At 73.7% G+C, this 12652-nt stretch carries 10 protein-coding genes; 6 read left to right on the top strand and 4 right to left on the bottom strand.

What is annotated here, in order from left to right; all coding sequences use genetic code 11:
* Positions 1 to 50 precede the first annotated feature (50 nt).
* The 4 genes from ML5_RS00925 to ML5_RS00910 all read left to right on the top strand — a co-directional run bounded on the left by ML5_RS00925 (position 51) and on the right by ML5_RS00910 (position 5032).
* Positions 51 to 503 (top strand): SCP2 sterol-binding domain-containing protein, encoded by a 453-nt coding sequence (locus tag ML5_RS00925; protein WP_013283405.1) that lies wholly within the window; start codon positions 51 to 53, stop codon positions 501 to 503.
* A gap of 1 nt (position 504) precedes the next feature.
* Positions 505 to 1719, top strand: coding sequence for an acyl-CoA dehydrogenase family protein (locus ML5_RS00920; protein WP_013283404.1), 1215 nt, complete (start codon positions 505 to 507; stop codon positions 1717 to 1719).
* A 167-nt stretch (positions 1720 to 1886) separates the two neighbouring features.
* On the top strand, positions 1887 to 3452 hold the full coding sequence (locus ML5_RS00915; protein ID WP_013283403.1) for an AMP-binding protein: 1566 nt from the start codon (positions 1887 to 1889) through the stop codon (positions 3450 to 3452).
* 77 nt (positions 3453 to 3529) lie between these two features.
* A complete protein-coding gene (locus tag ML5_RS00910) occupies positions 3530 to 5032 on the top strand; it encodes a N,N-dimethylformamidase beta subunit family domain-containing protein (protein WP_013473429.1) in 1503 nt (500 codons plus the stop codon).
* Here the strand turns inward: ML5_RS00910 and purD are convergent.
* The 3 genes from purD to ML5_RS00895 all read right to left on the bottom strand — a co-directional run bounded on the left by purD (position 5016) and on the right by ML5_RS00895 (position 8790).
* The gene (gene purD / locus ML5_RS00905) at positions 5016 to 6263 is read right to left on the bottom strand and encodes a phosphoribosylamine--glycine ligase (RefSeq protein WP_013473428.1); all 1248 of its coding nucleotides are present in this window, start codon (positions 6261 to 6263) and stop codon (positions 5016 to 5018) included. The two genes, ML5_RS00910 and purD, sit on opposite strands and share 17 nt — an antisense overlap.
* Before the next feature lie 90 nt (positions 6264 to 6353).
* Positions 6354 to 7277 carry a type IV toxin-antitoxin system AbiEi family antitoxin domain-containing protein gene (locus ML5_RS00900; RefSeq protein WP_013473427.1) on the bottom strand — a complete coding sequence of 308 codons (924 nt, stop codon included), beginning with the start codon at positions 7275 to 7277 and terminating at the stop codon, positions 6354 to 6356.
* Positions 7278 to 7500: 223 nt separating this feature from the next.
* Positions 7501 to 8790 carry an adenylosuccinate synthase gene (locus ML5_RS00895; protein ID WP_013473426.1) on the bottom strand — a complete coding sequence of 430 codons (1290 nt, stop codon included), beginning with the start codon at positions 8788 to 8790 and terminating at the stop codon, positions 7501 to 7503.
* 121 nt (positions 8791 to 8911) lie between these two features.
* Between ML5_RS00895 and ML5_RS00890 the strand changes: the two genes are divergently transcribed.
* Positions 8912 to 9910: a diacylglycerol kinase family protein gene (locus ML5_RS00890; RefSeq protein ID WP_013473425.1), complete on the top strand. Its 999-nt coding sequence runs from the start codon at positions 8912 to 8914 to the stop codon at positions 9908 to 9910.
* Positions 9911 to 9984: 74 nt separating this feature from the next.
* Positions 9985 to 11937, top strand: a complete 1953-nt coding sequence (locus ML5_RS00885; RefSeq protein WP_013473424.1) for a chromosome partitioning protein — start codon at positions 9985 to 9987, stop codon at positions 11935 to 11937.
* A 51-nt stretch (positions 11938 to 11988) separates the two neighbouring features.
* On the opposite strand, the gene ML5_RS00880 is transcribed toward ML5_RS00885, so the two are convergent.
* The gene (locus tag ML5_RS00880; RefSeq protein ID WP_013283396.1) at positions 11989 to 12417 is read right to left on the bottom strand and encodes a DUF3151 domain-containing protein; all 429 of its coding nucleotides are present in this window, start codon (positions 12415 to 12417) and stop codon (positions 11989 to 11991) included.
* Positions 12418 to 12652: the final 235 nt, after the last annotated feature.

Below are 12652 nucleotides of genomic sequence, written 5' to 3'. Positions count from 1 at the left end.
GGTTACGCCAGAGTAACCAAAGTGGCCCCGCCCGAGAGGTGCAATCCCCCATGACTGACTTCGACCCGGCCAACTTCGCGAACGTCGGCCCGAAGGAGTTCGCGCAGCTGGTCAAGTCCACGCCGGACGCCAAGATCAACGAGATCATGTCCGGCGAGGCGCGCGGCAAGATCCTCAGCGAGGTCTTCAACCGGATGCCCACGCTGTTCCGCGCGGACCGCGCCGGTGCCACCAACGCGGTCATCCACTGGAACATCACCGGCCGTCCGGACGGTGGCACCGACACCTACGAGATCGTCATCGAGAACGGCACCTGCACCGTCTCGGAGACCGCGACCCGCGACCCGAAGCTGAGCCTCACCATGGGCCCGGTCGAGTTCCTGAAGATCGTCTCCGGTGGCGCCAACCCGGTGATGATGTTCATGACCGGCAAGCTGAAGGCCAAGGGCGACCTGGGCCTGGCCGCCAACATCGCCAACCTGTTCGACATCCCCAAGGCCTGACATGGCCGAGTTCTCGCTCGACCTGAACGAGGAACAGCGGGACCTTCGCGACTGGGTGCACGGCTTCGCCGCCGAGGTCGTGCGCCCGGCCGCGGCCGAGTGGGACGCCCGGGAGGAGACTCCCTGGCCGATCATCCAGGAGGCCGCGAAGGTCGGCCTGTACGGGTTCGAGTTCCTCGCCACCTGCTGGGCCGACCCCACCGGCCTCTCCCTGCCGATCGCCAGCGAGGAACTCTTCTGGGGTGACGCCGGCATCGGCCTGAGCATCTTCGGCACCTCCCTCGCGGTCGCTGCGATCTACGGCGCCGGCACCCCCGAGCAGCTCGTCGAATGGGTGCCGCAGTGCTTCGGCGACGTCGACTCCCCGGCCGTGGCCGCGTTCTGCACGAGCGAGCCGGAGGCCGGATCCGACGTGGGCTCGATGCGTACCCGCGCCGTCTACGACGAGGCCACCGACGAGTGGGTGCTCAACGGGCAGAAGGCGTACGCCACCAACGGCGGCATCGCCGGGGTGCACGTGGTCACCGCCTCGATCGAGCCCGAGCTGGGCTCGCGCGGCCAGGCCGCGTTCGTCGTACCCCCCGGCACTCCCGGTCTGACCGCCACCCGCAAGCTGCGCAAGCTGGGGCTGCGCGCCTCGCACACCGCGGACGTCTTCCTCGACGACGTCCGGGTGCCAGGCCGCTGCCTGCTCGGCGGCAAGGACGCGCTCGACGAGCGTCTGGCCCGCGCCCGGTCCGGGCAGCGCGCCTCCGGCCAGGCGGCGATGCGGACGTTCGAGCTGTCCCGCCCGACAGTCGGCGCGCAGGCGCTCGGCGTGGCCCGCGCCGCCTACGAGTACGCCCTGGACTACGCCAAGGAGCGGGTCCAGTTCGGACGGCCGATCATCTCCAACCAGGCGGTCGCGTTCGCGCTCGCCGACATGAAGATGGAGATCGACGCGGCCCGGCTGCTGGTCTGGCGCGCCTCCTGGATGGGCCGCAACAACCGGCCGTTCACCGCGGGCGAGGGCTCGATGTCCAAGCTCAAGGCCGGTGAGGTGGCCGTCTCGGTGACCGACAAGGCGGTCCAGCTCCTCGGCGGCGCCGGCTTCCTGCGCGACCACCCGGTCGAGCGGTGGTACCGCGACGCCAAGATCTACACCATCTTCGAGGGCACCTCCGAGATCCAGCGGCTGGTCATCTCCCGGGCCATCTCCGGGATGCAGATCCGCTGACCGCCGGCGGGCCGCGGCCCGGCCCGTGACGACGTCGCACGCCGTCGCGGGCCGGGTCGCCGCTCCCGGGCCGACCCGAACCGCGATCGGGCGCAAGATCATGCCGAACCGGACGGCCGACCGTCCGGAGCCTGGTCGACGAACCACGAACGCGAAGGAGTTGCGCCGTGGACCTGCCGTTCATCGCCGCCACGCTGACCCGACGTGGACTGCTCGCCCCGGGCGGACCGATCCGCGTGGTCTCCCAGCTCAACGCGCTGCGCCGGTGGGGCTGGAGCCTCGCCGGGGAGCTGCGCCAGGCCGCCGCCCGCGACCCCGGCCGTGTCGCCGTGGTCGACGAGCAGGGCGCCACCATGACGTACCAGGAACTGCTCGACCGCTCCGAGCGGCTGGCCCGGTCGCTGCGCTCCCACCTCGGCGTGCAGACCGGCGACCGGGTCGGTGTGCTCTGCCGCAACCACCACGGCCTGATCGAGGCGATAGTGGCAGCGATGCTGCTCGGCGCGGACGCCGTCCTGGTCAACACCGGGCTGTCCGCCGCTCAACTGGTGACTGTGGCCGAGGAACAGGGCCTGCGCGTCCTGGTGCACGACGGCGAGTTCACCGAGCGCGTCCTCGGCCTCCCGGCCGAGCTGCACCGGGTCGACGAGCGGCGGCAGGAGGAGCTGATCGCCGCCGCCGTGCCCGGCGAGAAGCTCCAGCCGCCGGAGCGGGACGGCCGCACCATCGTGCTGACCTCCGGCACCACCGGCGCGCCCAAGGGCGCCCGCCGGCCCACCCCGCACGGCTTCGGCCCGCTGGTGTCCATCATCGACCGCATACCGCTGCACGCGCGGGACACCGTGATGATCGCCGCGCCGATCTTCCACACCTGGGGGTACGCCGCACTTCAGGTGTCGTTCGCGCTGCGCGCCACAGTCGTACTGCACCGGCGCTTCGACCCGGCCGCCACGCTCGCCGCGCTCGCCGCTCAACCGTGCGATGCGATGTTCGCCGTACCGGTGATGCTGCAACGGCTGATGGAGGTGGCGCCGCCGCAGCCCCGGCCGCCACTCAAGGTGGTCGCGGTCAGCGGATCCGCGCTGCCCGGAAACCTGGCCACGGCGTTCATGGACCGGTACGGCGACGTGCTCTACAACCTCTACGGCTCGACCGAGGTCTCCTGGGCCTCCATCGCCGGCCCGGCCGAGCTGCGCGCCGCGCCCACCACCGCGGGCCGGCCGCCGCACGGCACCCGGCTGGCCATCCTGGACGAGACCGGCCGGCCGGTCCGCGACGGCGAGGTCGGGCGGATCTTCGTCGGCAACGAGATGCTGTTCGAGGGCTACACCTCGGGCGCCGGCCGGGAGAGCCGCGACGGCCTGCTCGACACCGGCGACCTGGGCCGGCTGAACGCCGACGGTCTGCTCTTCGTCGACGGCCGGGCCGACGACATGATCGTCTCGGGCGGCGAGAACGTCTTCCCGTCCGAGGTGGAGGATCTGATCGCCCGGTTGCCGCAGGTCCGCGAGGTCGCCGTGATCGGCGTACCGGACCCCGACTACGGCCAGCGGCTGGCCGCGTTCCTCGCGCTGCGCACCGGCGAGACGCTCGACCCGGAGGCGGTCCGCGAGTACGTCCGGCGCTACCTGGCCCGCTTCTCCGTGCCCCGCGACGTGGTGTTCGTCAAGTACCTGCCGCGCAACGCCACCGGCAAGGTGCTCACCCGGGAGCTGCGCCGCTACTTCGACTGATCCACATCGGTCACACGGCTGCCGTCCTCCGGTGCTACGGTCTCCCCCGATCGAACGGGGAAACGGGGAGCACCACAATGGACAGGCTTCGGCGGCGTACCGCACTCGGCCTCCTCGTCGGCGGCGCGTCCGCCGCCGCGCTCGGCCCGTTCGACCCGGTCCTCGGCGGCCGGCCCGACGACTCACCCACCCGGTGGCCGGTCCCGCCCGTCGAGCGGGAGAACCGCGCCGCCGGTGAGCCGTGGTGGCCCGAGCACGGCGGCCGGGCCGCCGACGACCGGCGGCGCCAGATCCAGGGGTACGCCTCGACGACGAGCGTCGCCCCCGGCGAGGAGATCGACTTCCACGTCGCGGTCAACCCGGGCGGCCGGTTCCGGATCAGCGTGCACCGCCTCGGCTGGTACGACGGCGCGGGCGCCCGCACGATGCTGACCAGCCCCGAACTGCGCGGCGTACCGCAGCCGGTGCCGGTGGCCGACCCGGACACCGGTGTGCTCGACTGCCGGTGGCCGGTGTCCTGGCGCCTGTCCGTCCCGCACGGCTGGACCTCCGGCCTCTACCAGGCGGTCTTCACCTCGGCCGACGGCTGGCGGGCCTGCACGCCGTTCGTGGTACGCGACGACCGGCGCCCGGCCGCGCTCTGCGCGGTGCTGCCGGTGACCACCTGGCAGGCGTACAACCAGTGGCCGCGCGACCGGCGGACCGGCAAGAGCCTCTACAACGGCTACCGGGCCGACGGGCGGCGCGACCCGGCGCTGCGGGCACGCGCAGTCACGTTCGACCGCCCGTACTCCGGCGCCGGCCTGCCCACCCACTTCGACCGCGACGAGGCCGCGATCCGGTGGCTGGAACGCAACCTCTACGACGTCAGCTACGCCACCAGCTTCGACCTGCACTCCGGGCGCCTCGACCCGGCCCGGTACCGGGGTCTGGTGTTCTGCGGGCACGACGAGTACTGGTCGGCCGAGATGCGCCGCGCCACCGAGGTCGGCCTGGACGGGGGCACCAGCCTCGCGTTCCTCGGCGCGAACAGCGTCTACTGGCACGCCCGCGTACGCGCCGCCGCCGACGGCCGCCCCGAACGGCTCGTCGAGTGCGCCAAGACGCTTCCCGACCCGGGCGCGGGCACCGGCGACCCGACGGTGACCTGGCGCAACCTCGACCGGCCGGAACAGGCGCTGCTCGGCGTGCAGTACAACGGCATCGTGCTGACCCCGCAGCCGCTCGTGGTGCGCGCCGCAGACAACTGGGTGTGGGCCGGCACCGGCGTGGCCGACGGCGACCGCATCCCGGGCGTGGTCGCAGGCGAGGCGGACGGGCTGCACGCGGCCCTCCCGCGGCCCGCCGGGACCACGCTCAGCTCCTCGCCGTACCCGGCCCAGCAGGGCGGCCGACGGCTCCAGAGCAGCTACGTCCACGAGACGGCACGCGGAGCTGTCGTCTTCGCCAGCGGCACGCTCGGCTGGACCCTGGCACTGGACCGGCAGGGGCACCGCGACCCGCGCATCGAGCGGGCCACGGCGAACGTGCTCAACCGGATGGCCGGCCGGCGCCCCGGGCCGGTCAGCCCGGAATCGTGAACCGGCCGTCCACGGCTGCCGCCGCGATGTCGGTGCGGTGGTGGGAGCCGGCCAGCTCGACGTCGCGTACCAGGGCGTAGGCGGCGTCGCGCGCGGCGGCCAGATCCGGCCCGGTCGCCGTACCGCAGAGGACCCGGCCCCCCGCGGAGCGCAACGTGCCGTCGGCGTCCCGGCGGGTGCCGGCGTGGATGATCCCGGCGCGGTCCGCGCCGGTGATCACGTCACCGGTACGCGGGCCCGCCGGATAGCCGTCGGCCGCCACCACGACCGTCACGGCCGCGCCGTCGCGCCAGCGCAGCGGCGGGTGCGCGCCCAGCGTGCCGGTGGCGGCGGCGTGCAGCAGCCCGGCCAGCGGCGTCTCCAGCAGGGCGAGTACGACCTGCGTCTCCGGGTCGCCGAAGCGCGCGTTGAACTCGATCACCCGCGGGCCGGACGGGGTGATCGCCAGGCCCACGTAGAGCAGGCCGGCGAACGGCGTGCCCCGGCGGCGCAACTCCGCCAGCGTCGGGCGCACCACGTCGCGCATCACGTCGTCGACCAGATTCGGCGGCGCCCACGGCAGCGGCGCGTACGCGCCCATGCCGCCCGTGTTCGGCCCGGTGTCGCCGTCGCCGACCCGCTTGAAGTCCTGCGCCGGCAGCAGCGGCACCGCCGCCTCGCCGTCGGTGACCACGAACAGGGAGACCTCGGGACCGGACAGGTACTCCTCGATCACCACCCGGCCGCACTCCGCGGCGTGACGCTCGGCGACCGCCCGGTCGTCGGTGACCACCACACCCTTGCCGGCGGCGAGCCCGTCGTCCTTCACCACGTACGGCGCGCCGAACTCGTCCAGCGCGCGCCCCACCGCCGCCGCGTCCTCGCAGGTGTACGCGCGAGCGGTCGGCACCGCCGCGGCGGTCATCACGTCCTTCGCGAACGTCTTCGAGCCCTCCAGCCGGGCCGCCTCCGCGCTCGGGCCGAACACCGCGATGCCCTTGGCGCGTACCGCGTCGGCGACGCCCGCCACCAGCGGCGCCTCCGGCCCGATGACCACCAGGTCGGCAGCGACCTCGACGGCGAGGGCCGCCACTGCTGCCGGGTCGGTGGGTGTCACCTCCCGAAGTTCGGCCACCGCAGCGATCCCCGGATTCCCCGGAGCCGCGACGAGCGCCTCGACAGCCGGGTCACCGGCGAGTCCGAGCGCGAGAGCGTGCTCCCGCCCACCACCACCCACAAGAAGTACGCGCACGACCGGCATCCTACTGACCACCCCACCCCGCCCCGTCGATCAAGGAGTTTGCGTCTCAGATTGAGCGGTGCGGGTCCGCAAACTCCTTGATCACCGGCGCTTCAGGGCGCGCTTGACCGTCTGGGGGATGTAGTCGGGGCGCAGGGTGTCGGACCAGGTGAAGCGGAGGATCCGCCAGCCGGCGTTGACCAGGCGGTTCTGTCGGAACCGGTCCGCGTAGACGGCCTGCGGCGTCAGGTGCGGGCCTCGGCCGTCCGCCTCCGCGATCAGACGCGCCCCGCGCCATGCCAGGTCCCCGACGCCGAGCAGGTAACCGTCCTCGTCCCGCACCGGCAGTTGCAGGACGTCCGGCGGCACGCCACCGTCGACGCACCGGAGCCTGGCGCGGGTCTCCAGCGGTGACTGTGCCCGGCCGTCCGCCTCGGCCAGGTATCCCCGAGCGGCGACCGCGCCACGGCGTCCGGTGAGGTGCGTGAGCACCAGGGACAGGTCGTTCTCGGCCAGGATCCGCTGATTGAGCGCGGAGTCGAGGATGCACACCGCCGGATAGCGCCGCGCCCGCAGCAACACGTCGGCGACGGTGCGCGCCGGTGTGGTGACCGGTACGCCGCCGGCCCGGCACACGTCCGCTTCGGCGAGCGTCAACTGGTGCACCGTCAGGCCCGGCTCCGCCCGGCGCTGCACGTGCGGCCGATCCGGCGGCACCGAGACGTGGATCGCCGCCGTCGGCGGGAGACCGGCGATGCCGTGCAGCTCGGCGGCGGTACCCAACACGGCGACCGCGCCCCGCCCGAGGCTGGCGACCGTGGCGCGAATCATGGCACGTCGTAGTGCCACAGGCGTCAGCACGGCGGGAGACGGCAGGTAGCAGCCGCGCGAGACCCGGGTCCATCGCCCGGACCGGACGAGGTACCGGATCTGCTCCCGGCCGAGGCCCAGGCGCAACGCCTGCCCCGCCGTCACGAACCCGCCCTGCGTCGCGGCCAGCCGCGTCAGTTCGCCGAATTCACCCACACGCGCAGGCTCCCCCGCGCCACCCCACAGCCGACACCCCTGTGGACAACCCTGTGGAAAACCGCCCTCCACTCCGCGCCCCACCCTGCCCCGTTGATCAAGGAGTTTGTGTCCGGATCCGACGCCGAAATGGACACAAACTCCTTGATCAACGGAGTGGGGGCCCGGAGGGCCCGGGGAGGGTGAGGGCGGGGTGGGGGGTGGGGTGGGGGGTGGGGTGGGGTTAGGGGAGGAGGGGGTGGCGGAGGACGTTTTCCTCTCGGCCTGGGCCCACGCCCACCACGCTCACCCGGGTGCCGGTCAGCTCCTCGATACGGGCGATGTAGCGGCGGGCGTTCTCCGGGAGCTCGTCCTCGGTCCGCGCCTTCGTGATGTCCTCCCACCAGCCGTCGAGCTCTTCGTAGATCGGCGTGGCGTGGTGGAAGTCGGTCTGCGTCATCGGCATGTCGTCGAAGCGCTCGCCGTTGATCTCGTACCCGACGCAGATCGGCACCTTGGCCAGGCCGGTCAGCACGTCCAGCTTGGTGACCACCAGGTCGGTGACGCCGTTGAGGCGGCACGCGTACCGGGCCACCACGGCGTCGAACCAGCCGCAGCGGCGCTCCCGGCCGGTGGTGGTGCCGTACTCGTGGCCGACCTTGCGCAGGTGCTGCCCGTTGTCGTCGAACAGCTCGGTCGGGAACGGGCCCGAGCCCACCCGCGTCGTGTACGCCTTGCTCACCGCGATGACCTTGGTGATCGCGGTCGGCGGGATGCCCGCGCCCACGCACGCCCCGCCGGCCGTCGGGTTCGACGAGGTGACGAACGGGTAGGTGCCGTGGTCCATGTCGAGCATGGTGGCCTGGGCGCCCTCCAGCAGCACGGTCTCGCCGCGGTCGAGCGCGTCCCAGAGCATGACCCGGGTCTCGGCGATGTACGGGCGCAGCCGCTCGGCGTACTGGAGGTACTCCTCGACGGTCTCCTCGACGTCGATCGCCTTGCGGTTGTAGACCTTGAACAGCAGCTGGTTCTTCTCGCGGAGCGCCAGCTCCAGCTTCTTGCGCAGGATGCCCGGGTCGAGCAGGTCCTGGAGCCGGATGCCCATCCGGGCGACCTTGTCGCCGTACGCGGGCCCGATGCCCCGGCCGGTGGTGCCGATACGGGAGCTGCCCAGGTAGCGCTCGACCACCCGGTCCAGCGCGCGGTGGTGCGGCATGATCAGGTGCGCGTCGCCGGAGATACGCAGGCGGGACACGTCCACGCCGCGCTCGGCGAGCCCGTCGATCTCCTGGAGCAGCACCTTCGGGTCGACCACCACGCCGTTGCCGATCACGATCATCGCGCTCGGTGACAGCGCCCCGGACGGCATGAGGTGCAGCGCATACTTCTGGCCGTCCGGCGTGATCACCGTGTGGCCTGCGTTGTTGCCGCCGGAGTAGCGCACGACGTAGTCGACCCGCTCACCCAGCAGGTCGGTAACCTTGCCCTTGCCCTCGTCGCCCCACTGGGCGCCGAGCAGCACGATCGCTGGCATCTTCTCGCCTCCAGAAGGCTCGGGTGCCAGGTGGCGACCGGTCAGCGAGCCCGGGGTGTCAGGCTAACAAGTAGTGACGGCGGGACCAGCAGGGGTTGGTCGAGAAGCAGGAGGCTCCTTCGTGTACGACGTGGTGCTGCTCACCCTCGGCTCGGAGCGGGACGCTCCCGGTGGTGGCTGCGGCAGCGGCGGCGCCTGCTGCGGCGGCGCGGACGACACCGCCGCCGAGACCGGCGAGGAGCGCTGCGAGACGCCGCGCGTACCGGTGCTGGCCTGTGCGGACGAGCTGACCGCCCGGGGTGCCCGGGTGACCACCGTGACCGCCCGGTCGGACTCCGAGATCGACGAGGTGCTGGCCCGCCTCGACGGCCCGCCGCGCGCCGACGGCCTCACCTGGCCGGACTCCGACGGCAAGACCCGGCTCATCGTCGCCACGGCCAGTGACGGTCAGTTGCGCGCCGTCCTGCGCCGGCTGGTCCGGCGGTACGCTCCGCCGCCGAGTCGCCGCCCCGCGGACCTGGCCGCCAACCGTACGGTGCCCGACCTCCCGCCTGTGGGCGTACTCCCGCTCGATCCGGCCCGGTCCGGGACGGCGCGGGACCTGGCCGCGCAGCTCGGGCTGCCCCGGGATCCGGCGGGTGTGGCCGCCGCGGTGCTGGACGGCACCGCCCGGCGGCTTGACCTGCTGCGCAACGACGGCGGCTCGGTGACGCTGGACGGGGCGCTGCTCGGCGCCGCCGACGACGCGGGCCGTCCGCTGCACTGGCGGGCCCGGGTCGAGGTCGACGGCACGGTGCTGAGCGACGGTTCGGAGCCGATCACCGCGTGCGCGATCGGCAACGCGGGCGGGTACGCGCGCCTGGGCGAGGTCGACCTGCTGGGCGGCCCGGATCCGGCCGACGGGCGGGTGACGGTGGGCGTCGCCGTACCAGTGGTGACCCGGTCGGCGTTGGGCCGGAAGAAGGTCCGGCTGGAGGTACGCCGGGCGCGGGGACGTGCGGTGGCGGTGGTGCCCCGCGACGAGAAGGTGCCCTTCCTCGACGACGGCGTCGAGGGCGAGCTGAGCCGCAAGCGCTCCTGGTGGACCGAGCCGGGCGCCTGGGCGGTCTGGACGGGCTGACCTCGGTCGATCCCCACCCGGCTCGCGGCGCTGGCCGGACCGCCTATCCTCGGCGGAAGGAATGGGGAGGAACCGTGGTGCACGAGAACGACGACCGGGCCCACGTACCGGGCCGACCGCAGGTGCCGCAGCGGGACGTCGAGCCGCTGTGGCCGCCGGAGGAGACCGACGCGGCGGCGGCCACGATTCCGCCGTGGGCGTCGGTGCCCTGGCCGCTCCCGCCCGCCGACGCTCCCACGCCGGTGGCCGCGGACGTTCCGGCGCCCCAGGCACCGGTGGCGGCGGACGTTCCGGCGCCCCAGGCACCCGCTGTCGACCTGGACCTGCCGTTCACGCTCGACCGGGCGACCTCCGCCCCGTCACCGGCCCAGCCGGAACCGGCGGCATCCGGCTCACCGGCGGCATCCGGCTCACCGGCGGCGCCCGGTACGCCGGCGGCACCCGTCCCGGCGACCACGCCCGCCACCGGGACGACCGGCCCGGGTACCACCGGCGAGGGCGCCGGGAACGGACGGCCCGGCTCGCCGTGGGCACAGCCGCCACAGCGGGCCGGGTCGGACTCCGCCACCACGCCGGACCCCGCCGACGCCACGGCGCCGCCGTCCGAGGCGGCGGAGGCCGACGGCATCGCGTCCGGCCGCGCCACCGTGGCACCGCCCCCGCCCGAGGCACTTTCCACCGACGGCACCGCCTCCGGCCGCGCCACCGTGGCACCGCCCCCGCCGCCTGACGCCCTCCCCGGGGACGGCACGGTGTCCGGCCGCGCCACCGTCGCCGGGACGCAGCCGTCGCCGGAATCCGGTACGGGACCGGCAGGGACGGGCGCACCCGAGCAGGCGCCCCGACTCGGGCCGTTCCCGCCGTCGCCGGGCGTACCGGCACAGCCGTCCCCGTACGGCAACGGCTACCCGTCGCCCGGCTATCAGCCACAACCGGGTCAGCCCGGCTGGTACCCGCCGCCCGGCTGGACGCCCCAGACCGGCGTGCCGCAGCCGGGCGGCCCGCTGCCTCCGCAGGCGCCGGTGTCCGGCCCGGTGGTGCCGCCACCACCTCAGCCCGGAGCGCCCCACCCGGAGCAGGGCTGGACGCCGCAGCAGGCGGTGCCCCCGACCGCCGAGGACTTCGCCCGCCGCCGCCAGGCCCGGCCGGTCGACCCGGTGGCCACCATGGGCGTACGCGCGGTGGTCAACAAGATCGGGCTGGTCCGGCTCGCGCCCGGGCGGCACGAGCAGGAGATGAAGCGCGACATCGAGATGGTCCGCCGCAACTTCGGCGGCCTGCGCCAGGTGACAGTGGTCAACCCGAAGGGCGGCGCCGGCAAGACGGTGGCGATCCTGCTGCTCGCCATGACGTTCGGCCAGAAGCGCGGCGGATACGTGCTGGCCTGGGACAACAACGAGACCCAGGGCACCCTCGGCATGCGGGCGCAGCAGGACTTCCACGCCCGTACGGTGCGGGACATGCTGCGGGACCTGGCCCAGTTCCAGGGACCGCACGGCCGGGTGGGCGACCTGTCGCAGTACGTCCGCTCGCAGGGCGAGGGCATGTTCGACGTGCTGGCCTCGGACGAGTCCGCGACCGGCGGCGAGATGCTCACCGCCGCCGCGTTCGCGGAGATCCGTGAGGTGGTCAGCCGGTTCTACAAGCTGATCTTCGTGGACACCGGGAACAACGTCCGGGCGCAGAACTGGCAGGCCGCGATGGACGCCACCGATCAGCTCGTGGTGACCATGTCGGCCCGTAACGACTCGGCCGAGACCGCCGCGCGGATGCTCGACCACCTGGAGCAGAGCGGCCGGCAGCGGCTGGTCCGGCAGGCGGTCACAGTGGTCTCGATGCCGCCGTCCCGCAAGGAGATCGACCTGCCCGCGATCCAGGCCCACTTCGCGGCACGAACCCGGGCGGTGCTGCTGGCGCCGTACGAGCGGCTCATCGACACCGGCGAGCCGCTGCGGTACGGGCAGCTCTCCTCCGCCACCCGGGACGCCTGGCTGAAGATCGCCGCGTCGGTGGCGGAAGGGCTGTAGGACGGGCGCGACGGCCGGCGCCCGGGTCGGGACCGGCCGTCGCGGCAGTGGTCAGTCGCCGGAGAGCGCGTCTCCGGCGGCCGGGTCGCAGTCGCGGAGGAACTGGGCGCACCGGGCCGCCTCGTCCGCCTCGCCGATCTCCCCCGCCGCGCGGGACAGCACGTAGAGGCAGCGGAGGAAGCCGCGGTTGGGCTTGTGCGACCAGGGCACCGGACCGTGGCCCTTCCAGCCGCTGCGGCGCAGCTGGTCCAGGCCCCGGTGGTAGCCGGTGCGGGCGTACGCGTACGCCGTGACGACCTGACCCGCGGTGAGCGCGCGGCCGGCCAGCGCGGCCCAGGCCGCACTGTAGGTCGGGAATCGGGCCGCGACCTCGGCGTACGCCTCGTCGGTGCCCTGCTCGGCCGCCGCCGCCAGCGCGGCGTCGGCCTCCTCGTGGACCGGGAGCAGGGTGGCCGGTGGCTCAGGCAACAGGTTCTGCATCGCCCCATTCAACCCGCTTCGCCCTCGGGTACGCGAGGGGCCTCGCCCGTACGGTTGGCTGAACGGCTGAGGGTTTCGTCACGCCTGCGGCGGGAGCACACGTACCCGCGGCCCATGCCGCCGCCGTGGTTCTTGCACTACAAATACAGATCCGGAGCCTCCCCAGGACCCGGTTACGCAGGAGCCCGGCGGCGTGCCCGCCGGGCTCCTGTCGTTCCCGCCCCCGGTTTCGGCA

It is taken from the genome of Micromonospora sp. L5, from assembly GCF_000177655.2.
In the GTDB taxonomy this organism is placed as follows: Bacteria; Actinomycetota; Actinomycetes; order Mycobacteriales; family Micromonosporaceae; genus Micromonospora; species Micromonospora aurantiaca.
The sequence above is the reverse complement of the archived record's forward strand: the minus strand, read 5'-3'. Positions and strand labels throughout refer to the sequence as shown.

Excerpts from the sequence above, each read along its gene's own strand:
- ML5_RS00925 (WP_013283405.1), top strand. The coding sequence starts at position 51 with ATGACTGACTTCGACCCGGCCAACTTCGCGAACGTCGGCCCGAAGGAG.
- ML5_RS00920 (WP_013283404.1), top strand. The coding sequence starts at position 505 with ATGGCCGAGTTCTCGCTCGACCTGAACGAGGAACAGCGGGACCTTCGC.
- ML5_RS00910 (WP_013473429.1), top strand. The coding sequence starts at position 3,530 with ATGGACAGGCTTCGGCGGCGTACCGCACTCGGCCTCCTCGTCGGCGGC.
- ML5_RS00895 (WP_013473426.1), bottom strand. The coding sequence starts at position 8,790 with ATGCCAGCGATCGTGCTGCTCGGCGCCCAGTGGGGCGACGAGGGCAAG.
- ML5_RS00880 (WP_013283396.1), bottom strand. The coding sequence starts at position 12,417 with ATGCAGAACCTGTTGCCTGAGCCACCGGCCACCCTGCTCCCGGTCCAC.